We start from the raw sequence: 20689 nt of genomic DNA, 5'->3' as shown, positions 1-20689 counted from the left end.
AGGTGTGCTGGAACGCTGTGAGGTGCGCCGATGCCCCCGAACGCCGCTCAACCGTGGAACACAGTTGGCCCAGCCCGGATTGACGTTCCGGGATGGTGTGCCGGATGCCGCGTCGTCGCAGGTAACGGCGGTTGCTGCGGGATGTGTAGGCCTTGTCCGCCAGGACATGGTCGGGCCGGGTGCGAGGCCGTCCGACTCCGGCCCGGGGCACGCAAATCTGCGCCAGCACACGCTCGAACTGAGGGCCGTCACCGTAGTGTCCAGGTGTCAGGACGAAGGCGAGTGGCCGGCATCGTCCGTCGGCGACGAGGTGGATCTTGGTGGTGAATCCTCCTCGGGAACGTCCCAGACACTCGCCGATCTGACCACCTCCTCCAGCCGGACGGCCAGTTTCCGCAACACCGGATCGACCCGGTTCGTCCCCCGACCGGGCCCCCTTTGAGGGATCGCGGCGGGCGGCGTGTTCCTTGCGCCGGCGGCGTGACGGTGGGCCCGCACCGCTGTCGAGTCCACCGACACGTCCCGGTCGACCCCACCGGCAGCGTCCTCGGCGGCCTGAATGCGAGACAGGAGCATCTCCCACGTGCCATCCGCCGACCAGCGGCGATGCCGTTTACAGACCGTCTCCCACGGCCCGAACCGCTCCGGCAGGTCACGCCACTGCACACCCGTCCGCACCCGATAGAGAACCCCGTTGATCACCCGACGGTGATCACTCCACCGACCCCCACGCGCACCACCACGAGGCAAGAACGACTCCAGCCGATCCCACTCCGCATTCGTCAGATCCCCACGACCCATACGACCAGCCTGATCCCAACACCCCACTCACGTCAGGAGATCCGAGAAACTGCGCCTAGGCCGCTCACCTGACCTGGGCGTTCGCCGGACGCTGGAGCGGCCTCCGTCTGATCATTTCCGATCGTAGCCACGGCCGTATGCACCCGCTGCCACCCGGGCAGCCACGGGTATCCACGCCGGTAGTCACCAGCGGCCGCGGGAGCGTTCGGCACCGAGCTGGACCTCACGCAGACACTCCAGGCACTCCGGCAGGCCGTCCACGGCGCGTCCTTCCCACTGCGCCCAGCCGAAGCCGCACAGCGACCTGTCCCGGCGCCTGGAGCCCCCCGCCACTGCGTGGGAGTTGTAGCCCGGGACCTTCCCGTCACCGGTGTCCCGCCGTCGTAGGGAGCGCCGTCCAGCCAGGGCAGGCGGCTTCGGTGGTGGTGCAGCGCATCCGCAGATCAGGCCCGGTCCAGCGTTTGCACTGCCGGGCCTCGCCGGCGGCGTCGACCGCGTCGGCCAGGCGCTCGAAGGACAGGTCGAAGTCGTGCATGTGCTTCCACCGGCCGGGCCGCTGCTCGCGCATCAGCGTGCGGAACATCAGCAGCAGCCGCGCCAGGTCGTGCTGACCGACCCGGACGGTGTTCGTCTCCGGGTCGTAGCCGTACGGGTTCTTGGCACCGGTCTCTTCGGGCCGTCGGCACGACCACGCCGACCGAGCGCGCCTACCGGCTGCTGCGCACCGCGATCCACCGCAGCTACGAGCCCGGCGAACGGTTCATGACCCGCTACGACATCGGCCAGCACTTCGACATCGGCGGCAAGGAGGCCGCGGCCGCCGTACGCCAGCTGATCGCCGAAGGGCTGCTCGTCGGACCGCGCGGGCAGTACGTCAACGCGTTCAGCCCCCAGCAGCAGCGCCGGCGCGTGAAGCAGCTGCGCGAGCGCGCCAGCCAGCTGCGCCGCGAGGCCCTGGAGCTGATGAGGACCGCGCGGGAGATCGAGCAGGAGCTGCCCACCGGCGGCGACTCCCAGGCGACGTAGCCGCGCCCGGCGCGGACCCCGGGCCGGTGTGGCGCGGGCCGCGTTCCCGGAGGCATCGACACCCCATACCCCACGTCGGCCTCCGAGCGCGGTCCTTGAGGACCGCGGCCGATCAGTTAGCCGGTGTCAACTTGGCGGCAAATTTGTCCCCCGCAGCAAGCCGCTGGTGCCAGAACCACCCATCGACAACTGGTGCTCACCGCTATTGAAATGCCACTCACCGCCATTGGCATAGTGCCAAACAGTGCGTTCCTCCACGTCATGCGCGGTGTAGCGGGCCACCACGCGACCTTCAGCGTCCACGACGTCGATGCTCTCGGGGATGGTGTGCCCTTCGCCGATGGACAGGGCAGGCACCCCGTCCACGTAGGTCGGGGTCAGCGTGGTCAAACCCGTGGGCTTCACCTCTGTCGCCGGGTCGGGCGCCGACTGGAATCGGGCTGGACCCTTTGCGTTGGGCGTGGACTGCTCAGCCATGTTGTTCCCCTTACCGGTCGGCTCCGCGCCGAACCCCAGTGATCTTTCCCGTGACCAATCGTCACGGAAACGTCACTCACCGAAAGGAGGGTGCGCGGATCCGCTGATGTCCGATGAACGCCCCCTGTCCCGTGCCATCGAACCTGGATCGTTTGCCACTGAAGTTGGACGAAAGGTGGTTTCGTGACAGCGAAGTTGGGCCGGGCTGAAGCCCCACTCAGAGCTCCGTTGCGCTGCTGAGCGATCGCTACGCCGGATTCCCGGCTTCCGTCCCGGGCTCTTGGTCTGTGCCGGGCGCGACTTCCACAGCGAGGAGGACGACGGCGATGCGCTCGGTCTTCCGCCGACGCCCCGGATGGTGTCCGAGATGTTCACGCGCGGCGGCCATGGTCTCGGCCGAGGGGATGGCCCCACGGCAGAGCAGGCGGCGCACCATCTCTTCCTGCCCGAACCGGACCGCCCAGTCAAGGGCGGTCTTGTGCTTCATCACCGCGTTGATGTCCGCCCCGCGGTCCAGCAGCAGATCCACCGTTTCCGGGTGCCCCTCGTCGCCGGTTGTGGCTGCCAGCACCAGCGGTACGTAGCCCAGCCGGCCCTGGGCTCCGGTGCGGGCACCGGCATCGAGAAGAACCCGGACAACCGCCGTGTGCCCGTGGCTCGCCGCCAGGCACAGAAGCGTCGACTCCTGGTACTCACCCGCCTGCTGCTCCAGATCGGCGCCCGCTCCGACCAGTCGGCGGACGACATCGGCATGCCCCTGCTCCACCGCCCGGTCCAGCGCCGTACGCCCGTCACGATTCGGCCTGTCCACCACAGCACCCTGCCCCAGCAGCCGGGCTATCTCGATCATGTCGCCGTCGCCCGCCGACCGCACCAGTTGATCCGCGATGTCCATAGCTCGATCATTCCGGGCCTCCGGGCCGGGGAACACCGGGGTCGCCCACCGGTCCGATCCACCTGCCATCGAGGCGGAGACCCGAACAGCGGATTCCGGCCCGGTCCAACTTCGCTGTCACAAACCGACCGTCGTCCAACTTCAGTGGCAAACGATCCAGGTTCGATGGCACGGGACACACCGGATGATCACGGCTCGGTAACGGCGCTCGGTCGAGTGTCACACCGTTGACTTTCGCCACACCTCTAGCAAGTGACGGCGGGATTGTCCGGAGCCCCGCGCCACTGCGTGAGGAGCCTCATCATGACGTACGCCAGCAGCGCCCGGCAGCCTGAGCCGGAGCCGCGCCCGACCTGGAGAAGGGGTGCTGAGCGGTCTTCAGGCGGCCCGGAATCCAGTGCCGTGAACGGTGCCGTGAACGATTCCAACGTCGTTCCCATCGCCGCAGCTCACACCGCCCGTCAGGGGGCCTCCCGGCATGCTGACACCTCTCCCCCTTCCCCTGAGGCGTCGGCGAAGGGGAAGAAGTCCACTCCCACGACCGGGAAGATGAGGGCTGATGCGCTGCGGTTGCTGGGGTGTGTGCGGATAGCGACGGTGCGGCAGATGGCTGAGGTGATCACGGCGGAGGAGTCGGGCGGCCGGTCGTACGTGCGCAGGGCGATGAAGGAGTTGGCGGAGCTCGGGCTGGCGGAGACGAACGGCAAGGTGGGCAAAGAGCAGATCTGGAACCTGACACCGGCGGGGCAGAAGGCTCTGGCCGAAGGCAATGAGATGCCGCGGCGTCCCAAGGCCGGCACCGAAGCGGAGGCCGTTCGAGCCGGGTTCGGTCCTCACGCTGTCGCGGTGACGGAGATGATCCTCGCCTACACCGACACGGTCCTGTCCCAAGACCGCGAGTGCCTGACCGACTGGCAGGTGGAGGTGAACCACGCCATCAGGGAGACCGGCCTGAGCTTCAGCACCGACGCCGTCCTCGCCGTGCCGACCAAGAGCAGCGAGGTGCGCCTCTTCGACTTCGACAACGGCAGCATGTCCCAGGCCCGCCTCGCGAAGGAGGTCTGGTACTACGAGCGCTACGCCGGGCACCGCGTCTGGGAAGGAGCCCGCGGTACCAACGGCAGCACGTACCCGTTCTGGCAGCGCCACCGCTACACCCGCTCCGAGCGCTTCCCGCTGCTGTACGTCGTCCTGGCGGGCAAGGAGGAGCACCTGCTCGACAACCGCCGCCAAGCGCTCACCGCCGATGTCCGGGGCATCACTGTCGCGGTGTGGTTGAACACCCTGCCCCGGCTCCAGCGAGGCGAGCCCTGGTACGAGATCGGTGTCGACGACCCGGACCGGCGCCGCCGGCGCTACCCCGAACCTGCGGGCCGCTGACGGCCCGCGCGAGCCGGGCCGGCCTCTTCGCGCGAGGGGGCTTGCCCGGGGGCCGGGCCGGAGTTCCGTGAGAAGCCCCGTTCCTGCTGTGCCAGGCACGGGGCTTCTCCATTCGAGCTGGTGGGTCAGCGCTCGGGGGTTTGCCAGGTGAGCTGTGCGGGGTCCGTGTTCGCTCCGCACAGCACGACGGCGACCTTCTCACCGTTGGCGGGGCGGGTAGTTGCGGGACGGCCCGGTGGGCCTGGTGGGCAGGTCGCGGTCGGGTACATGGTGCGGCGCGGCTGTGAGGGCGGCGAGCGCGGTCGCCGCCCCGTGCTCCACGGCGATGCGGCGGTGGTCCCACAGTGCCTGGCGGGCCCGGATGATTTCGCTGTCCGGTACGAGCACAGAGTGCACGCGTTCCTGCTGGGCGGCGTGCAGTGCCATGGCGGAGGTGCGGCGTGCGCCGAGGGAGTCGGCGGCGACGGAGTCCACGGTGACGTCGACGAGGTGGCCGGCCTCGAGGGCGGCGTTGAGGGCGCGGCAGTTCTCCGGTTCCACGGCGACGGTGCGGATGCCGTGGTGCTGGGCGGCGGTGGCGATGCCGGCGAACAGGCCGCCGCCCCCGACGGCGACCACCACGGTGTCCAGGCCGGGGGTCTGGGTGCGGATCTCCTCCAGCAGGGTGCCGGCCCCGGCGGCGATCAGCGGGTGGTCGTAGGCGTGGGAGGGGAGTGCACCGGTCGCGGCCGTAAAGTTCTCGCAGGCGGCGAGCGCTTCGGCGTACTCCGAGCCCACCAGGCGCACGTCCGCGCCGTAGCCGCGGAGCTTGGCGACTTCACCGCCGGGGCAGTGGTCGGCAGGAACACCGTGGCGGTGACGCCCTGCTGCCGGGCGGCCCATGCGCACGCGAGCCCGGCGTTGCCGCCCGACGCGATGGTCACCCCGGCGTCGGGGAGGGTGCCGGCGTCGCGGTGGGCCTGGATGAAGTTCTGGGCGCCGCGGGCCTTGAAGGAGCCGGTGTGCTGCACGTACTCCAGCGCGAGCCATACCTCGCAGTCCTGTGGCTCGCGGTCGTCCACGGGGTCACGGTGTGCGGTGCGGATAGCGCCGGGGTCGCCGACCGCGCCAGCGCCTGCCTCAGCAGCTTGTACGGCTTGGCCGCGACCTGCCCGGCCGGCTGCAGGTAATAGCCCCCGATGGACGAGGCCGTCGCGAAGATCATCGAAGCCAAGCGGGAGGACAAGCCGCTCCCGCAGGTGCCGGAGCCCAAGGAGCAGGGCCAGGTTCTCGACCTGATGGCCGCGTTGCAGGAGTCGGTGCGCAAGGCGCAGGAATCCCGCGGCGAGACGGACGAGGCCGAAGCCGATGTGCACGACCTGGCCCAGCCGAAGAAGAAGGGGGCCGCCAAGAAGGCGGCGAGGAAGACGCCGGCCAAGAAGACGACGGCGACAGCTGGCGCGAAGACCCCCGCCGCCAAGACGACCGCCAAGAAGACCGCGGCCCGTAGACCGCGCAGCGCTTGACGCAGCCGGACGGCCTCGTGGCGGGGAAGATGGCAGTAGGGCTCCCGTTCCGTGTTTCCCCCGAGCCGGGACGGGAGCCGCACCTGTCGCGTCGGGTCCCGCGTAAGTGGGGATCGTCCCTCCGCACCGGGTCTACGGCTCATCGGTCAGCGGCCTGCCCGAGCTGACGGACCATCCTGCAGGTTTGCGGCGCTGTTTTCCCGCATGCTGTAGCAGCGGCTGGGGGAGTCGAAGAATTCAAGAACCGGCAATGATCTGCAGCGCGCTACGCCCCAAAGAAGCGTGACGAGTACGCATGGCCGCGCCCGGCTGATCCCTAGATCCTCGAACGTCGGCTGAAGCCTGGCCGGGCGGGCGGCTGCCGAAGGGTCAGGCGGCGGGAACCGCCTGCGGATAGAGCACGCTCGGGTCGGCGGACAGGGCCGCCTTGAGCTGGACGCAGTTGTTGTCGGCGAGGATCTCCATCTTCCCGGCCTCGATACCGTCGAGGGCAGCGCGCACGACATCGGCGGGGTCGTTCTTCTCCACCTCCCACCCGGCCATCATGTCGGTGTCGGTGCTGGCCAGGTGCAGGCCCGTCACCGTGGTTCCCTGGCCCGCGAGTTCGAGGCGGATGCCGTTGGTGAGGCTCCACGCCGCCGCCTTCGACGCGCTGTAGGCGTTGGCCCCGTCGTAGGCGAGCCAGGACATCGCCGACAGGACGTTGAGGATGGCCCCACCGCCGCCTGCGGCCAGGACGGGAGTGAACGCCCGGACCACGTTGAGGGTGCCGAAGTAGTTGGTGTCCATCTCCAGCCGGATCTTCTCGGGGTCCCCGGTGACGAGGTTCTGCTGGGTGAAGACGCCGGCATTGTTGATCAAGAGGGTGACGTCCGAGGCCGCGCCCGCCGCGGCGGCGACCGAAGCCGGATCGGTGATGTCGAGCCGCAGTACCTCCACACCGGGGAGGTCGACGAGGTGGGGGGTGCGCGCGGTCGCGTAGACCTTGGTGGCGCCCCGGTGCAGGAGCTGTTGGGCGAAGTGCCTGCCGATGCCGCGGTTGGCGCCGGTGACGAGGGCGACGGAACCGGTGATCTTCATGGGGAGTCTCCTGGCAGTGGTGAGGTGATTCCTGTCCGGGCTGTTCACGGGCTACGCTAGAACCTGACGTTGACGTCAGAGGCAAGGAATGTGATCCAGGTCATGGAGGGGCGTTGATGCGCATCGGTGAGCTGGCCTCAAGGGTGGGCGTGAGCGTGCGGGCACTGCGCTACTACGAAGAGCAGGACCTGCTGGCCTCGGCGCGCAGCCCCAGCGGCCAGCGGCAGTACCCGGACAGCGCGGTCGACCGCGTCCAGCTGATTCAGCAGCTGTACTCCGCAGGGCTGCCGAGCAGGGCGATCCTGGAACTGCTGCCGTGCGTCGAGACCGGTGACGTGACCCCCGCGCTGCTCGACCGGCTGTCGGCCGAGCGGGACCGCATCGATACGCAGGTCAGCACCCTGGTGAAAACCCGGGACCGGCTCGACGCCATCATCACCACAGCCTCCACAGCCAGGAGCGCGGGCCGGCCCTGCCCTCGTTGAGCAGCGCGCCTTCCCCAGGCGTACGGCAGTGCTTGTCCGCCCGACGCAGACGGACGCCCGTCAGCAGGCGTCACTTGAGTCTCCTGGTGGTGGGCCGTCCGTCCCAGCGGTAGAGCGGGGTCGCGCGGCGGATGAGCATGCGGAGCGTGACGATTGCGGCGGACAGGTAGAGGTAGAAGTCCACAGCGCACTGGCGCCTCTCGGTGCAGCGGCGGAGCTTGCCGAAGCCGTTCATCCATGCGGGCTCCGCTCCACGACCCACCTCTTGCCGGCCTGGATCGGTGCGGGCACGCCCTTGCGGGCGATCTCGCCGGTGAAGCCCAGTTCCTCGAGCGCGGCTCGGGTCTTGTCACTGTCGTAGCCCCGGTCCAAGTGGACGTTGACCTGCTCGGGAAACACACCGATCTGCTTCTTCGCGGCCTCCAGAGTGGGCACGAGCAGCGGGGAGTCATGACGGTTGGCCCCGGCCGAGACGAGACCGATCGGGACGCCGCGGGCTTCGGTGGCCACTGAGCGCTTCAGGCCCTGCTTGCCCCGGTCGACCGGGGAGCGTCCGGCTCTCTCGCCGCCGCAGGGAGCCTTGGTGATGCACCCGTCGACGGACAGCTCATGGAGTTGGAGGCCGATCATGCGGTCGTACGCGGTCGTACGCCTGCACGGCCAGCCCGTGCACCCGCTCGGCCATGCCCAGCTGTGACCAGTACTTTGACGCGGCGTCGGATGGTGCGGTCGGAGCACTGGCGGTCGGCGATCCGCTCGTATCCGGAGCCGTGCACCAGGGCGGCGATGACGCGCTCGAAGACAATCCGGTCCGGGATGCGCGGGTTGTGGCAGCCGAGCGGATGGGTATCGACATGCTCGGGCAGCAGCGCTGCGAACTGGTCCCACAGGGGTTCGAGCAGGCGTGATGGCAGGACAGGCACGAGCCCTCCGGTGATCACTGAGCGTCAAGAACTCCATGATCACCCAGGCTCGTGCCTGTCTTGCCTCCGGGTCGTCACACGGCCATTCGCCACACCTACCGCCGGGCTCTCTTGGCTGGTTCTTTATCTACCAAGATCTCTCACGGCCTTCGTCTCGGTCGCGTGCACCTTGGTCGGAGCACAGGATCAGACGAAGGCCGTCCCCGCGTCCGGCGAATCCCCATGTGAGCGAATCCGTTCGAGATGTCATTCGAGATCGTGGCAGCATGTGCCGTATGACGACGCACCGAAAGGTCCATGGCGCGTAGACGGCCAGGACAGATCCGTGCCGGCTCCCGCGGCAGTCACGGGACAACGGGTGCAAGGCCAGCCATCGACGGCCTGTCTTCGCGTGCGCTGTCCGAGATCATCCGTCTCGAGCACACCCGCAACTATGTGCAGCCAGGCGACGTCAGCGCGGCTGTGAGCCGGTGGAAGGACTACGTCCACCAGCCCGAGCGTGATCTGTGGCACGACCACGAGTGGGGCAACGTGCACTGGTACTGCTGCGGCAACCCTCTCGAAGCCCGAGCTCTCCTCGACACCGTGATGCAGGCCGTATCACCACGAAGCGTCCGCGGACTTCGAAAAATCGTCAGCCGGTCAGACGCCGTCTGGAACCTTCCGTCCCCGCTCTACGACGCGGACGGAAGATAAAGAACAAGCTTAGTGGTGGGCGCCGTAAGTCCTTCGGGGGTTGACGTCGGAGGCGGTGCTGTGGCTGGCGTCTGGTCAGGTGCCGGGGGCGGCGAGGTGGAGTCGGCAGGGGCGGTCGAGCGCGTCCGCGGGGGTGCCCGTGGGGCTGCCGGTGGGCATCAGGGAGTCCTCGTACCGGTCGCTGTCGGCCAGGTAGAGGGCGAGGTCGTCTCGCCCAACGGCTTCCCCGACCTCGCCCGGGTCGGGGACCGGCTCCGAGCCTTCGAAGACCGCCACTACGCCACGGCACAGCCGTTCCAGTGGATGTTCACCACCTCCGACCTGGACGATCTGCTGGCCAGACTCGACCGGCACACCACCGATCACCAGGAATCCTCGGTCGCGCTCGCAGCCTGATCAACCCCCGAATGCCTTCCGAACTCGACCAATGAGTGTGCGGCCGACGAGATGGCCACCTCCGTCCCCCGCCTCACGTAGGCAGCCACTCAGGCCACCAGGGTGGGACGTTGTCCAGGGGGCAGTTGCCATTGGTGTCGTTCCCCACCCCGAGCGGGGTCCCCAGCCAGGCGAAGTGCACCAAAGTCAGCGCGATCAGTGCTGCCAGGAAGACCGCAGGTGGTATCAACAAGTTCAGGTACCGGCGCTTCTGATGCCGCAGCACGCCCGCGGGCAGCGCCCACGCAGCCAAGCCTGTGAATCCCGCCGCGAGGACCGTCAGCGGTGCTTCCCAGGTCCACAGATCGAACAGGCTCGGGTGTTCCCGCAGGATGACGGCGCAGCTCCGGCGCGCCGCGCGCGACAGCCGGTAGGCGCCGTAGCCCGCGAGCGCCCCTGCGAGCAATGTCAAGCAGCCTGCCACCCAGGGCGGATTGGTCTGTCTTTCCATGTCAGAGCTTGACGCACCGCAATGCTGCGAGGTTCCTCCACCTACCCGGCCGGACCCGGGAAGTGACGGCTTCCCGCCCGCCTCAGCCCTGTATCGCCACAGATCAGAGACTATCCGTGGTTTCTTCGGCGAGAGCTGCTGCGACTCCACTCCCGAAGACGCCCTCGACTGCGCCTGCGGCCTCTGCCTCACCACCTCCGGCATCTGACCGGTGGACAAGTACAGCGTCGGCTCCGCCGTCAACCATCGAAGGATTTCCGGAGCCGACCACTTAGGGTGAGCGGATGACGACGACGTACGCGGCACTGCTGCGCGGCATCAACGTGGGCGGCAGCAGGAAGGTCCCGATGGCCGAACTGCGCACCCTGCTGGAGCAACTCGGCCTCGGGGACGTCCGCACCCACCTCCAGAGCGGCCAGGCGGTCTTCTCCTTTGCCCACGGGGACGAGGAGAGCCTCGCCGCGGAACTCACGGCGGCGATCGAGAAACAGTTCGGCTTCGCCGTGGGCGTGATCGTGCGCGACCACACCTTTCTGAAAGCGGTTGCCGACACTTGCCCGTTCCCGGCCGCCGAGCTGGAGGCCAAGCAACTCCACGTCACGTATTTCTCCACCCCTGTCGACGCGGAGCGCTACGCCGGGATCGACCGGTCCGCCCACCTCCCCGAGGAGTTCCGCCTCGGCGACCGCGTGCTGTACCTGTACGCCCCCGAGGGTCTCGGCCGGTCCAAGCTCGCCGAGCAGTTGTCCAAGCCGCGGCTGAACAAGGGGCTCATCGCCACGACCCGGAACTGGAACACCGTCGTCAAACTGGTGGAGATGACGGAAGCCTGACCGTGCGCGGCCCCTGGAAGGGCGCCGGGGACAGGATCTCGCGGGGCACGGTGAGCCGCGGATCGGCATAGAGCCGGCGGACCTCCTCGCGGGTGCGGGCGGCGGCCACCTCGTCCACGAGAGCCAGGTCGTCCTCGCTGAGCGAGTCGTGTCTTCGCAACCCCGACAGCCCCCAGCCGTCCCAGGGAAGCGGTTCCGTGCCGTTACGGGCGGCGAGGTCCAGGACCACACTGTTGAGGACGAGCGGCAGCCCTCTGAGACCGGGATCGACCCACACCCCGAACGTCTCGGGATCCACCGCGCCCGCCCGGCAGGCCTGCCAGGCCTGCCCGGCGACCAGGAACCGGTTACGCGGCACGTCCATCGGGTCGAAGGGCACGTCGTAGAAGTCCGCGGACACCTGTGCGTCGGCCAGCCGCCAAGTACCGTCCGGGAGGCGGTACTCGGTGACCCAGTGGTCGTCGTGGAAGCCCTCGACGAAGTAGGTCGCGTACCCGCCCCGAATGCGCGACGGCGTCCCGGTCGCCCGCAGCAGTGAGCACAGCAACAGCGAGTAGTCCCGGCACGTGCCCACGAACCGCTCGTCGTACGAACGCCGACGGGTGAGGGGGCCTTTCTTGCGCGCCCGCAGGATCCGCAGGATCGCGGTCACGTACCGGGACTCGGCATCGTGGTGCAGCCGCTCCTCGGGGATCTCGTACCCGACGCGTTCCCCCTCCAGCCGATGCACCATCAGATTGCGTACCAGGCAGGTGAGCTCGCGGAGATCGCGAGGCAGGCCGGAGACATCCAGGTCGCCCGGGTCGCTGTACGGCGTCTGCCGCAGGTAGAAGTCGTCCATGTCCGGACCCTCGGCTCTGCCCCAGGGACAAGGTCAACCTCGGCCGGACCTTTTCCCACGTTTTTGATGGGGTGTACACACGACTGTGCGAGGCTCGTCCCATGCGTTACATCATCATCGGGGCAGGGGCGATCGGCGGCACGGTCGGCGGACGACTGGCGGAGGCCGGGCAGGAGGTCGTGCTGGTCGCGCGCGGCGCACACCGGGCCGCGCTCACGGAGGGCGGACTGCGGCTCAGGGTGCCGCAGGGCGAGCTGACGTACCGGTTGCCCGTCGTCGACGGACCGGACGCGCTCGGCACGCTGCGCGCCGACGACGTCCTCTTCCTCGCCGTCAAGACCCAGGACACGGAGGCTGCACTCCAGGTGTGGGGCCCGACCCCGGTCGAGGGGGGCGGCACGGCCGCCGAGCGGCTGCCCCTGGTCTGCGCGCAGAACGGGGTGGAGAGCCCGCGCCTCGCCCTGCGCCGCTTCCGGCACGTCTACGGCGTCTGCGTCTGGCTGCCCGCCACCCATGTCGAACCGGGTGTCGTCTCCGCCGCCGGCACCCCGCTCACCGGCATCCTTCACCTCGGCCGGTACCCGCACGGCACGGACGACACGGCCCGCCGTATCGCCGCCGACCTGGAGAAGGCGCACTTCGAGGCACCGGTCGTGCCCGACCTCTCCCGCTGGCAGTACGCGAAGCTGCTGTCCAATCTCGGAAACGCTCTGGAAGCGGTGAGCGGCCCGGTGGGCGACCCCGAGGCGGAGGCGCTGTACGCGAAGGTGCGGGCCGAGGGCGAGGCCGTGCTGCACGCCGCCGGGATCGCGTGGGCGAGCACCGAGGAACAGCAGGCCCTACGCGGCGACAAGGTCACCCTCGTCCCGCTCGACGGCTCCCCGCGCGGCGGCGGCTCCTCCTGGCAGTCCCTCAGCCGTGGCGCCGGCACCATCGAGGCCGACCACCTCAACGGCGAGATCGCGCTCCTCGGCCGGCTGCACGGCGTACCGACCCCGCTGAACGAGTTGCTGCAACGGCTTGCCAACCAGTTCGCCCGGGACCGGAGGGCGCCCGGGTCCCTGCCGCTGCCGGAGCTGATCCGACTGGCCGACGACCGGGCCGTCGGCGCTGTCGCGTTTGTTCAAGAGTCCTGAGTACTCCGCTGCCTAGCGTGGGGCGCATGAAGTACGACGAGACGCACCAGTACATGTCCGAATGCGCCGCCGAGGCGTCGCGCGTCGCCCGCGGTGTCCCGGCGGCACGGTTGAGCGACCCGACGCACTGCCCGGGCTGGGACGTCCGCACCCTGGTCCATCACTGGGTCCTCTACACCTCCCACGGCCTCGAGCACCGCGCCCTGCGCAAGAAGCTCCCCGACGACCTGATCGCCCGAGACTTCACCGCCGACCCGCAGTGGGCCGAGGCGTACGCCGCCCAGTTGGAGCACGCGATCGCGGCCTGGGCGGATCCGGCCGTGTGGGAGGGCGAGGTCGATCTGGGAACGGCCGCGATGCCCGCCGCCGAGCTCGCCTCGATGATCGTCAAGGAGATGGCGGTGCACGGCTGGGACGTGGCGGTCGCCACCGACCAGGAGTTCCGCATCTCTGACGACGCCGCCCGCTTCGTCCTCGACGTCGTCGAACGGCACGGCGACCTCTACCGCCAGTACGACGGCTTCGCACCGGTGGTGCCGATGGCGGAGGACGCGCCGGTGTTCGAGCGGGCGCTGGCGGCGAGCGGGCGCGATCCGCGCCGGGGCGCGGCCCACACGGACCGCTGAACGATCACCTCGGGCCGACTGCCGGGGGCGCGGGCCGGCGAGGGACGCGGTGCGCGGGACGGGCGCGGGGTGCACACCGGCCCCTGATCGGTCTCGGTGGTTTCAGGAACGTCTGTGACGGCAGATGCCTCGGCCCGCGAGGGCCTCCTCGGGGTACCGCAACGGAAACCGGTGTCGCAACAGCAACAGCAACGGAAACCGGTACCGAAACAGCAACGGCCACCGCGACAGCAACAGCAACCGGTACCGAAACAGCCACCGGTACAGCAACAGCGACAGCAACCGGTACCGAAACAGCAACCGGTACCGAAACAGCAACCGGTACCGAAAGGGAAACCGGTACCGCAACGGAAATGGAGCGCCTCGCGGTGCGAGGGGTGCGAGGGAGCCCGGCGCCGGTCAGGCGCCGACAGCCGCCAGCGCCGGCGTGCGCGCCGCGTCGTACCGCTCCAGCAGCACCCGCGCCACCTCCGGCGCCGGACCCAGCACGTCCGCCAGGACATCCGCCCCGGCCGCGCCTCGCGCGATGCGGTCCGGCAGGAATCCGGGGGCCAGGACGTAGGGGGCGACGGCGACCCGTGAGCACCCCAGCGCCCGCAGTTCGCGGACCGCGTCCTCGGTGCGAGGGAACCCCGAGGGAGAACCGGCGGAGGCGAACGCGGGCCGCACGGCACACCAACCGGTGCGCCGCCACGCCCGCGCGATTTCTGCGATCACTGCGATCGCCTCCGGGTCGGTGGACCCCGCCGAGGCCAGCACCACCCCGGTCGAGGACTTGTCGGCAGGCGTCAACCCGGCCTCGCACAGCCGCCGTTCGAGGACGGCGAGCAGCAGCGGCGACGGGCCGAGCACCTCGGCCTGTCTGATCCGCAGCTGTGCCGGAGCGTCCCGCAGGACCGCCGGAATGTCCGCCTTCGCGTGGAACGCTCGGGTCAGCAGCAGCGGCAGCGCCACGACGTCACGGACGCCCTCCGCCGCCAACGACTCCAGCACTCCATGGACGGAAGGGATGTTGAAGTCCAGGAAACCGGTCTCTACCCGCAGACCCGGCCGCAACGACCGCACCCGCCGCACCAGGGCGTGCACGGTCGCTGCATGCCGCGGATCACGACTGCCGTGGGCAATCACCACGAGAACGGGAGGAACCGGTTTCCTGTACATGTGACTTCAGCTCTTCACCAGCAGACCACGGCTGCGCAGCACCCACCGCTCCAGCGGACTGAAGATCAGCAGGTCGATGGCGATGCCGACGAACAGGATGAGCAGGATCGCCTCGAACACCATCGACATGTCACTGGCGTTGCGCCCGTTCTCCAGCAACTGACCGAGACCGACGCCGAGGTCGGGGAAGGACGCGATGATCTCCGCCGCCATCAGCGAACGCCACGAGAACGCCCAGCCCTGCTTCAGACCCGCCACGTAACCCGGCAGCGCGGCCGGCAACGTGATGTACACGGTTCCCTTCAGACCCGTCGCGCCCATCGTGCGACCCGCCCGCAGAAACAGTGGCGGCACCTGGTCGACGCCGGACACCAGCCCGTTGGCGATGGACGGCACCGCACCGAGCAGGATCACCGCGTACATCATCGAGTTGTTCAGACCCAGCCACAGGACGGCCGGCGGCACCCACGCCACCGACGGCAGCGACTGGAGACCCGACAGGATCGGACCGATCGCCGCCCGCACGAACTTCACCCGGGCCACCAGCAGACCCAGCGGGGTGCCGATCGCCAGCGCGAAGAGGAAGCCGAGCAGACCGCGCGAGACGCTGGTCCAGATGTAACCGAGCAGCTTGCCCTCGAGCCAGGCGTCCTGGAGCGTCCGCCAGACGTCCAGGGGAGAGACCAGCTTGGTCGGGTCGTCGACGATCTTGAAGGTGATGTGCCAGACGACCAGCAGCAGCACCGTCGCCAGGATCGGCGGCAGGATCTTGTCTACGAAGGTCCGCCGAAAGGGCGTACGGCCGGTGGGCGCCACGACGTCCAGCGCGTCGAGCCCCGCCTCCACCCCGGCAAGTTCGGTGGTAACCGCCTTCGTCACCGTCGTCTTCGTCTCAGTGCTGGCCATGACGGCGGATCTCCCCACGCAGGACTTCGGTGATCTCGATGGACAGTTCCGCCACCGGGGCGTCCTCGATCCGGCGCGGCTGCGGGATGTCGACCGTCCACTCGCGCGCCACCCGGCCGGGCCGGGAGGACAGCAGCACGACCCGCTGCGCGAGCCGCACCGCCTCACGCACGTTGTGCGTGACGAAGAGGACGGACAGTCCCGTTTCCGCCCAGATCCGGGTCAGTTCGTCGTGCAGCACATCCCGTGTGATGGCGTCCAGCGCCGCGAACGGCTCGTCCATCAGCAGGATGTTGCTCTCCTGCGCCAGCGCGCGGGCCAGCGCGACGCGCTGCCGCATACCGCCGGAAAGTTCGTGAACACGCTTTCCGTAGGCGCCCTTCAACCGGACCAGCTCGAGCAGCTCCTCCGTCTTACCGCGCCGCTCGGTCTTCGCGACTCCCCGGAGCTTCAGGGCGAGCTCGATGTTCTTGCCCGCGGTCAGCCACGGGAAGAGGGCGTGCTCCTGGAACATCAGCGCCGGGCGGCCGTCCGTCGTGATGGATCCGGTGGTGGGCTCGTCGAGCCCCGCCACCAGGTTGAGCAAAGTGGACTTGCCGCAGCCCGAAGCCCCCAGGAGGGTGACGAACTCGCCGGGAGCGACATCGAGATCGATGTCGTCCAGGACGAGCTGCTGCCCGCCTGGCCCCGCGAAGGACTTCGAGACGTGCTCAAGCCGGGCCGCGTACTCCACGGACTCCGCGGACTCGGCGGCCTTGGCGAAGGTCGTGGCCATGGTCGTCACCTCCTGGGAACTCATCGGACTCCGATCAGCTGACGCCGAGACCGGCGTCGTCGACCGTGGACTCGCCCTCGGCCTTGAGGACCTTGTTCAGGATGCTCAGGTCGTAGATGCCCTTGAGGTCGGGCTTCTCCAGCAGGCCCGCCTTGACCGCGTGCTCCGCCTCGCTGTTGAGCGTGGAGGCCAGCGGGTCGTTGATGAACTGGATCGACGTCCACGCCGGGTCCAGCACCTCGGTCGGCAGCGCCTTGCCGGAGTCCGCCTCCAGCTGCTTGTTCGCCGCGGCCTTGGCCGCCGCCGGGTTGGCGTTGATCCACTTGTTGGAGTCGACCGAACCCTTCAGCACCGCCTCGACGACCTTCGGGTGCTCCGTGAGGAACTTCTGCGACACGATGATGTTCGTGATCACGAACTTCTTGTCGGGCCACAGCGACGCCTCGTCGAGCAGCACCTTGCCGCCCTCGGCGACCAGCTTGGACGCGGTCGGCTCCGGCACCCAGGCGCCGTCGATCGAACCGGCCTTGAAGGCGTCCGGAGTCACCTTGTTGTCGCTGCGGACCACGGTGACGTCGCCCTTGCCGCTCTGCGCGTCGACCTTCCAGCCCTGGTCCGCGATCCAGTTCAGGAACGCCACGTCCTGCGTGTTTCCGAGCTGAGGCGTCGCGATCTTCTTGCCCTTGACGTCCTTGAGGGACTTGACCTTGTCCGGGTTGACGACGAGCTTCACACCGCCGGACGCCGAACCGCCGATGATGCGCAGGCTCTTGCCGGCGGACTTGGTGAAGCCGTTGATCGCCGGGGAGGGGCCGATCCAGCCGATGTCGATGGAGCCGGCGTTCAGCGCCTCGATCTCGGACGGGCCCGCGTTGAAGGTCGCGTACGACGCCTTGGTGGCGCCCAGCGCCTTCTGGAAGATGCCCTGCTCACGACCGACCAGCGCGGTCGCGTGCGTCAGGTTGCCGAAGTAGCCGATCTTGACGGTGTCGAGTCCGTCGATCTTCTCCGATCCGGCGGCGACCTTCTCGTTGGCGTTGTCGTCCTTGGCGTCGGAACCGTAACCGCAGGCGGCGAGGGCGAGCAGGGGAAGGGCCGCCACGGCGGCGATGCCGCGGCGAAGAAGAACTGAGCGGTTGGCAGGCACGGGAGGGGTTCCTCTCGTTGGCCCGGCGGTCACGGATTTTCAGGTCGTGGCCGGGAAATCGGCAAAGGGTTTTCGTCGCTTCCGGGACGGCGGGTGGGGGGACGGGGCGCGCAGGCAGTGCGCGTACGTCAGAGCGCACATCGCGCCACTCCGCCCTGCCCGCTGCCGAGGGCGCCGCTGCCGACGCGGCCGCCCTCCTTCGCGAACGTGGAGTAGAAATCGGTTGTGGTCATTTTCAGAAGTCCCAACCGTCGTCGTCGGACTCGTCCTTGACCGGCTCCGGCGACGCGAACGACTCGCCGACCATGCCCGCGGTGAGCGTGGTGCCGTCGGCCGGGTCGATCAGGATGAACGAGCCGGTGCGACGGGAGTCGGCGTAGGAATCCACCGGAAGCGGTTCCGAGGTGCGGATCTTCACGCGGCCGATGTCGTTGGCGACGAGCTGTCCCGGGTGCGGGTGCAGGGACAGGTCGTCGAGCGTGAGCCGGGACGGGATGTCCTTGACGATCGCCTTGACCGTGCGGGTGCCGTGTTTGATCAGCACCCGGTGCCCGACGGTCAGCGGCTGGTCCGCCACGTGGCACACGGTCGCCTCGACGTCCTGTGTGGTGGGCGGCGCGTCCTTGGTCGGCACGATCAGGTCACCGCGCGAGATGTCTATGTCATCCCGGAGCAGCAAGGTCACCGACTGGGTCGTCCACGCTGCGTCCACCGGCTCGCCCAGCAGGTCGATACTGGCGATCGTCGAGGTACGGCCGGACGGCAGAACCGTCACCGCCTCGCCCACGTGGAACGTGCCGGCCGCGATCTGGCCCGCGTATCCCCGGTAGTCCGGGTGCTCGGCGGTCTGCGGACGGATCACGTACTGCACCGGCAGCCGTGCGTGGCAGTGCGCCAGGTCGTGACTCACCGGAACCGTTTCCAGGTGTTCCAGGAAGGTCGGCCCGCCGTACCAGTCCATGTTCGCCGACGGATCCACCACGTTGTCACCGGCGAGCGCCGAGATCGGGATCGCGGTGACCTCGGGAACGCCGAGCTCGCTCGCGTACGCCGTGAACTCCTCGGCAATCTCCGCGAAGACGGTTTCCCTGTACTCGACGAGGTCCATCTTGTTGACGGCCAGGACGACGTGCGGAACCCGGAGCAGGGCCGCGATCGCCGCGTGCCTGCGGGTCTGTTCCACAACCCCGTTGCGGGCGTCGACCAGGATCACCGTCAGCTCGGCGGTGGAGGCGCCCGTCACCATGTTGCGGGTGTACTGCACATGGCCGGGTGTGTCGGCGAGGATGAAGCGCCGCCGGGGCGTGGCGAAGTAGCGGTAGGCCACGTCGATGGTGATGCCCTGCTCGCGCTCGGCGCGCAGGCCGTCGGTGAGGAGCGCCAGGTCGGGGGCGTCCTGACCGCGGTTCGCCGAGGCACGCTCCACGGCCTCCAGCTGGTCGCTGAGGATCGACTTGGAGTCGTGCAGGAGCCGGCCCACGAGGGTGGACTTGCCGTCGTCGACGGAACCGGCGGTGGCGAACCGCAGCAGGGTCGTGGCCGAGAGTTCCTCGGAGGTGATCGTGCTCATGCTTAGAAGTACCCCTCGCGCTTGCGGTCTTCCATCGCGGCCTCGGACATCTTGTCGTCGGCGCGGGTGGCGCCGCGTTCGGTGAGCCGGGAGGCGGCGATCTCGGCGATGACGTCGTCGAGCGTCACCGCGCCGGAGTCGACGGCGCCGGTGCAGGACATGTCGCCGACGGTCCGGTAGCGCACGAGGCGCTTCTCGACGGTCTCGCCGTCCTTCGGTCCGCCCCACTCACCGGCGGTCAGCCACATCCCGCCGCGCCGGAAGACCTCCCGGTCGTGCGCGAAGTAGATCTCGGGCAGTTCGATGCCCTCACGGGCGATGTACTGCCAGACGTCGAGCTCGGTCCAGTTGGACAGCGGGAAGACCCGGACGTGCTCACCGGGAGCGTGCCGGCCGTTGTAGAGGTTCCACAGCTCCGGGCGCTGGCGGCGGGGGTCCCACTGGGAGAACTCGTCGCGCAGGGAGAACACCCGCTCCTTGGCGCGGGCCTTCTCCTCGTCGCGGCGTCCGCCGCCGAAGACGGCGTCGAACTTCTCGGACTGGATCTTCTCCGTCAGCGGAAGCGTCTGGAGCGGGTTACGCGTGCCGTCGGGGCGTTCGCGCAGCGCACCGCGGTCGATGTAGTCCTGGACGGAGGCCACATGGAGGCGCAGCCCGTGCGCGGCGACGACCCGGTCGCGGTACTCGAGGACCTCGGGGAAGTTGTGCCCGGTGTCGACGTGCAGCAGCGAGAAGGGGACCGGGGCCGGGGCGAACGCCTTCAGGGCCAGGTGCAGCATGACGATGGAGTCCTTGCCGCCGGAGAACAGGACCACCGGGTTCTCGAACTCGCCCGCCACCTCGCGGAAGATGTGCACCGCCTCGGACTCGAGCGCGTCCAGGTGGCTGAGGGCGTACGGGCCGGCCGTGCCCTCCTCGGCCTTGGCGACGGTCGTCGTCATGCCAGTCCCCTCTCGGTGAGCAGGGCGTACACCGACGCCGCGGACTCCTGCACGGTCTGGTCCTGGGACTCGATCCGCAGATCCGGCGACTCGGGGGCCTCGTAGGGGTCGTCGACCCCGGTGAGCCCGGTCAGTTCGCCCGCCGCCTGCTTGGCGTACAGACCCTTCACGTCCCGGACCGAGCACACCTCGACCGGGGTCGCCACGTGCACCTCCAGGTAACCGGTTCCGCTCTCCTGATGGCGCTTGCGCACCGCTTCACGGCTGTCTGCGTAGGGCGCGATCACCGGGACCAGGGCCGTGACGCCGTTACGGGCGAGCAACTCGGCCAGAAAACCGATGCGCTGCACGTTGACGTGCCGGTCCTCGCGGCTGAATCCGAGGCCCGCGGAGATGAACTCGCGGATCTCGTCGCCGTCGAGCACCTCGACGCGGTGGCCCTCCTCGCGCAGCCGGCCGGCCAGCTCGTACGCGATGGTGGTCTTGCCGGCGCTCGGCAGACCCGTGAGCCAGACGGTGGCTCCGGTCGTCACGTGATTCTCCCGGTTCGTAGAAGTGGGGGTGGGGGTGGGGGTGTTCGTGGAGGTCGAGGCCATGGC

Annotated in this window: 21 protein-coding genes and 4 pseudogenes; 7 read left to right on the top strand and 18 right to left on the bottom strand. The window is 69.0% G+C overall.

What is annotated here, in order from left to right:
* Positions 1-82 precede the first annotated feature (82 nt).
* Both ACFWBD_RS20090 and ACFWBD_RS20085 read right to left on the bottom strand, forming a co-directional pair.
* Positions 83-801: pseudogene (locus ACFWBD_RS20090) on the bottom strand (IS5 family transposase); the annotation flags it as partial.
* Between the two features lie 364 nt (positions 802-1165).
* On the bottom strand, positions 1166-1384 hold the full coding sequence (locus ACFWBD_RS20085; protein WP_385668234.1) for a hypothetical protein: 219 nt from the start codon (positions 1382-1384) through the stop codon (positions 1166-1168).
* Positions 1385-1563: 179 nt separating this feature from the next.
* Between ACFWBD_RS20085 and ACFWBD_RS20080 the strand changes: the two genes are divergently transcribed.
* A complete protein-coding gene (locus tag ACFWBD_RS20080) occupies positions 1564-1827 on the top strand; it encodes a hypothetical protein (RefSeq protein WP_385668232.1) in 264 nt (87 codons plus the stop codon).
* A gap of 126 nt (positions 1828-1953) precedes the next feature.
* Here ACFWBD_RS20080 and ACFWBD_RS20075 read toward each other — a convergent pair whose 3' ends face one another.
* Positions 1954-2304 (bottom strand): hypothetical protein, encoded by a 351-nt coding sequence (locus tag ACFWBD_RS20075; RefSeq protein ID WP_385668230.1) that lies wholly within the window; start codon positions 2302-2304, stop codon positions 1954-1956.
* 247 nt (positions 2305-2551) lie between these two features.
* Complete coding sequence (locus ACFWBD_RS20070) at positions 2552-3199, bottom strand: ankyrin repeat domain-containing protein (protein ID WP_385668229.1); 648 nt, start codon at positions 3197-3199, stop codon at positions 2552-2554.
* Between the two features lie 303 nt (positions 3200-3502).
* Between ACFWBD_RS20070 and ACFWBD_RS20065 the strand changes: the two genes are divergently transcribed.
* Positions 3503-4579 (top strand): replication-relaxation family protein, encoded by a 1077-nt coding sequence (locus ACFWBD_RS20065; RefSeq protein WP_385668227.1) that lies wholly within the window; start codon positions 3503-3505, stop codon positions 4577-4579.
* Between the two features lie 198 nt (positions 4580-4777).
* Here ACFWBD_RS20065 and ACFWBD_RS20060 read toward each other — a convergent pair.
* Together ACFWBD_RS20060 and ACFWBD_RS20055 are read right to left on the bottom strand one after the other, a co-directional pair.
* A pseudogene (locus tag ACFWBD_RS20060) lies at positions 4778-5589 on the bottom strand (pyridoxal-phosphate dependent enzyme).
* A gap of 71 nt (positions 5590-5660) precedes the next feature.
* Positions 5661-5753, bottom strand: a pseudogene (locus ACFWBD_RS20055) (Ku protein); the annotation flags it as partial.
* A 4-nt stretch (positions 5754-5757) separates the two neighbouring features.
* On the opposite strand from ACFWBD_RS20055, the gene ACFWBD_RS20050 reads away from it, so the two are divergent.
* Positions 5758-6084 (top strand): hypothetical protein, encoded by a 327-nt coding sequence (locus tag ACFWBD_RS20050; protein WP_385668225.1) that lies wholly within the window; start codon positions 5758-5760, stop codon positions 6082-6084.
* A 369-nt stretch (positions 6085-6453) separates the two neighbouring features.
* Here ACFWBD_RS20050 and ACFWBD_RS20045 read toward each other — a convergent pair whose 3' ends face one another.
* The gene (locus tag ACFWBD_RS20045) at positions 6454-7164 is read right to left on the bottom strand and encodes an SDR family oxidoreductase (RefSeq protein ID WP_385668223.1); all 711 of its coding nucleotides are present in this window, start codon (positions 7162-7164) and stop codon (positions 6454-6456) included.
* A 116-nt stretch (positions 7165-7280) separates the two neighbouring features.
* Between ACFWBD_RS20045 and ACFWBD_RS20040 the strand changes: the two genes are divergently transcribed.
* Complete coding sequence (locus ACFWBD_RS20040; protein WP_099946741.1) at positions 7281-7649, top strand: MerR family transcriptional regulator; 369 nt, start codon at positions 7281-7283, stop codon at positions 7647-7649.
* Between the two features lie 70 nt (positions 7650-7719).
* Here ACFWBD_RS20040 and ACFWBD_RS20035 read toward each other — a convergent pair.
* The 3 genes and pseudogenes from ACFWBD_RS20035 to ACFWBD_RS20025 all read right to left on the bottom strand — a co-directional run bounded on the left by ACFWBD_RS20035 (position 7720) and on the right by ACFWBD_RS20025 (position 10154).
* A pseudogene (locus tag ACFWBD_RS20035) lies at positions 7720-8572 on the bottom strand (IS5 family transposase).
* Between the two features lie 771 nt (positions 8573-9343).
* Complete coding sequence (locus ACFWBD_RS20030; RefSeq protein WP_385668221.1) at positions 9344-9544, bottom strand: hypothetical protein; 201 nt, start codon at positions 9542-9544, stop codon at positions 9344-9346.
* Between the two features lie 193 nt (positions 9545-9737).
* Positions 9738-10154: a hypothetical protein gene (locus ACFWBD_RS20025; RefSeq protein WP_385668219.1), complete on the bottom strand. Its 417-nt coding sequence runs from the start codon at positions 10152-10154 to the stop codon at positions 9738-9740.
* 284 nt (positions 10155-10438) lie between these two features.
* Here ACFWBD_RS20025 and ACFWBD_RS20020 point away from each other — a divergent pair, with 284 nt between their 5' ends.
* Entirely contained in the window at positions 10439-10987 is a 549-nt protein-coding gene (locus tag ACFWBD_RS20020) for a DUF1697 domain-containing protein (RefSeq protein ID WP_385668217.1), read from the top strand.
* Here ACFWBD_RS20020 and ACFWBD_RS20015 read toward each other — a convergent pair.
* Positions 10959-11828, bottom strand: coding sequence for a transglutaminase-like domain-containing protein (locus ACFWBD_RS20015; protein ID WP_385668215.1), 870 nt, complete (start codon positions 11826-11828; stop codon positions 10959-10961). The genes ACFWBD_RS20020 and ACFWBD_RS20015 overlap by 29 nt on opposite strands.
* A gap of 101 nt (positions 11829-11929) precedes the next feature.
* Here ACFWBD_RS20015 and ACFWBD_RS20010 point away from each other — a divergent pair, with 101 nt between their 5' ends.
* Positions 11930-12964 carry a ketopantoate reductase family protein gene (locus tag ACFWBD_RS20010; RefSeq protein ID WP_385668213.1) on the top strand — a complete coding sequence of 345 codons (1035 nt, stop codon included), beginning with the start codon at positions 11930-11932 and terminating at the stop codon, positions 12962-12964.
* Positions 12965-12990: 26 nt separating this feature from the next.
* Positions 12991-13590, top strand: a complete 600-nt coding sequence (locus ACFWBD_RS20005) for a TIGR03086 family metal-binding protein (RefSeq protein ID WP_385668211.1) — start codon at positions 12991-12993, stop codon at positions 13588-13590.
* Between the two features lie 399 nt (positions 13591-13989).
* Here the strand turns inward: ACFWBD_RS20005 and ACFWBD_RS20000 are convergent, their stop codons facing one another.
* From ACFWBD_RS20000 to cysC, 7 genes are all read right to left on the bottom strand, one after another.
* The gene (locus ACFWBD_RS20000; protein WP_385668209.1) at positions 13990-14751 is read right to left on the bottom strand and encodes a sirohydrochlorin chelatase; all 762 of its coding nucleotides are present in this window, start codon (positions 14749-14751) and stop codon (positions 13990-13992) included.
* A 6-nt stretch (positions 14752-14757) separates the two neighbouring features.
* Positions 14758-15657 carry an ABC transporter permease gene (locus ACFWBD_RS19995; protein ID WP_385668207.1) on the bottom strand — a complete coding sequence of 300 codons (900 nt, stop codon included), beginning with the start codon at positions 15655-15657 and terminating at the stop codon, positions 14758-14760.
* A complete protein-coding gene (locus tag ACFWBD_RS19990) occupies positions 15644-16456 on the bottom strand; it encodes an ABC transporter ATP-binding protein (RefSeq protein ID WP_385668205.1) in 813 nt (270 codons plus the stop codon). Before ACFWBD_RS19990 ends, ACFWBD_RS19995 begins: the two co-directional genes overlap by 14 nt.
* Before the next feature lie 10 nt (positions 16457-16466).
* Positions 16467-17579, bottom strand: coding sequence for an aliphatic sulfonate ABC transporter substrate-binding protein (locus ACFWBD_RS19985; protein ID WP_351759128.1), 1113 nt, complete (start codon positions 17577-17579; stop codon positions 16467-16469).
* A gap of 235 nt (positions 17580-17814) precedes the next feature.
* Positions 17815-19149, bottom strand: a complete 1335-nt coding sequence (locus ACFWBD_RS19980) for a sulfate adenylyltransferase subunit 1 (protein WP_385668202.1) — start codon at positions 19147-19149, stop codon at positions 17815-17817.
* A gap of 2 nt (positions 19150-19151) precedes the next feature.
* Complete coding sequence (cysD, locus tag ACFWBD_RS19975; RefSeq protein WP_385668200.1) at positions 19152-20090, bottom strand: sulfate adenylyltransferase subunit CysD; 939 nt, start codon at positions 20088-20090, stop codon at positions 19152-19154.
* Complete coding sequence (gene cysC, locus ACFWBD_RS19970) at positions 20087-20686, bottom strand: adenylyl-sulfate kinase (RefSeq protein WP_385668198.1); 600 nt, start codon at positions 20684-20686, stop codon at positions 20087-20089. The genes cysD and cysC overlap by 4 nt, the downstream gene beginning before the upstream one ends.
* Positions 20687-20689: the final 3 nt, after the last annotated feature.

It is taken from the genome of Streptomyces sp. NPDC060002 (assembly GCF_042737245.1).
In the GTDB taxonomy this organism is placed as follows: Bacteria; Actinomycetota; Actinomycetes; order Streptomycetales; family Streptomycetaceae; genus Streptomyces.
The sequence above is the reverse complement of the archived record's forward strand: the minus strand, read 5'-3'. Positions and strand labels throughout refer to the sequence as shown.

Bases quoted from the DNA above. Each gene is read 5' to 3' on its own strand.
- ACFWBD_RS20085 (WP_385668234.1), bottom strand. From the start codon at position 1,384: ATGTTCCGCACGCTGATGCGCGAGCAGCGGCCCGGCCGGTGGAAGCAC.
- ACFWBD_RS20080 (WP_385668232.1), top strand. From the start codon at position 1,564: ATGACCCGCTACGACATCGGCCAGCACTTCGACATCGGCGGCAAGGAG.
- ACFWBD_RS20075 (WP_385668230.1), bottom strand. From the start codon at position 2,304: ATGGCTGAGCAGTCCACGCCCAACGCAAAGGGTCCAGCCCGATTCCAG.
- ACFWBD_RS20070 (WP_385668229.1), bottom strand. From the start codon at position 3,199: ATGGACATCGCGGATCAACTGGTGCGGTCGGCGGGCGACGGCGACATG.
- ACFWBD_RS20065 (WP_385668227.1), top strand. From the start codon at position 3,503: ATGACGTACGCCAGCAGCGCCCGGCAGCCTGAGCCGGAGCCGCGCCCG.
- ACFWBD_RS20050 (WP_385668225.1), top strand. From the start codon at position 5,758: ATGGACGAGGCCGTCGCGAAGATCATCGAAGCCAAGCGGGAGGACAAG.
- ACFWBD_RS20045 (WP_385668223.1), bottom strand. From the start codon at position 7,164: ATGAAGATCACCGGTTCCGTCGCCCTCGTCACCGGCGCCAACCGCGGC.
- ACFWBD_RS20040 (WP_099946741.1), top strand. From the start codon at position 7,281: ATGCGCATCGGTGAGCTGGCCTCAAGGGTGGGCGTGAGCGTGCGGGCA.
- ACFWBD_RS20025 (WP_385668219.1), bottom strand. From the start codon at position 10,154: ATGGAAAGACAGACCAATCCGCCCTGGGTGGCAGGCTGCTTGACATTG.
- ACFWBD_RS20020 (WP_385668217.1), top strand. From the start codon at position 10,439: ATGACGACGACGTACGCGGCACTGCTGCGCGGCATCAACGTGGGCGGC.
- ACFWBD_RS20015 (WP_385668215.1), bottom strand. From the start codon at position 11,828: ATGGACGACTTCTACCTGCGGCAGACGCCGTACAGCGACCCGGGCGAC.
- ACFWBD_RS20010 (WP_385668213.1), top strand. From the start codon at position 11,930: ATGCGTTACATCATCATCGGGGCAGGGGCGATCGGCGGCACGGTCGGC.
- ACFWBD_RS20005 (WP_385668211.1), top strand. From the start codon at position 12,991: ATGAAGTACGACGAGACGCACCAGTACATGTCCGAATGCGCCGCCGAG.
- ACFWBD_RS20000 (WP_385668209.1), bottom strand. From the start codon at position 14,751: ATGTACAGGAAACCGGTTCCTCCCGTTCTCGTGGTGATTGCCCACGGC.
- ACFWBD_RS19995 (WP_385668207.1), bottom strand. From the start codon at position 15,657: ATGGCCAGCACTGAGACGAAGACGACGGTGACGAAGGCGGTTACCACC.
- ACFWBD_RS19990 (WP_385668205.1), bottom strand. From the start codon at position 16,456: ATGAGTTCCCAGGAGGTGACGACCATGGCCACGACCTTCGCCAAGGCC.
- ACFWBD_RS19980 (WP_385668202.1), bottom strand. From the start codon at position 19,149: ATGAGCACGATCACCTCCGAGGAACTCTCGGCCACGACCCTGCTGCGG.
- cysD (WP_385668200.1), bottom strand. From the start codon at position 20,090: ATGACGACGACCGTCGCCAAGGCCGAGGAGGGCACGGCCGGCCCGTAC.
- cysC (WP_385668198.1), bottom strand. From the start codon at position 20,686: ATGGCCTCGACCTCCACGAACACCCCCACCCCCACCCCCACTTCTACG.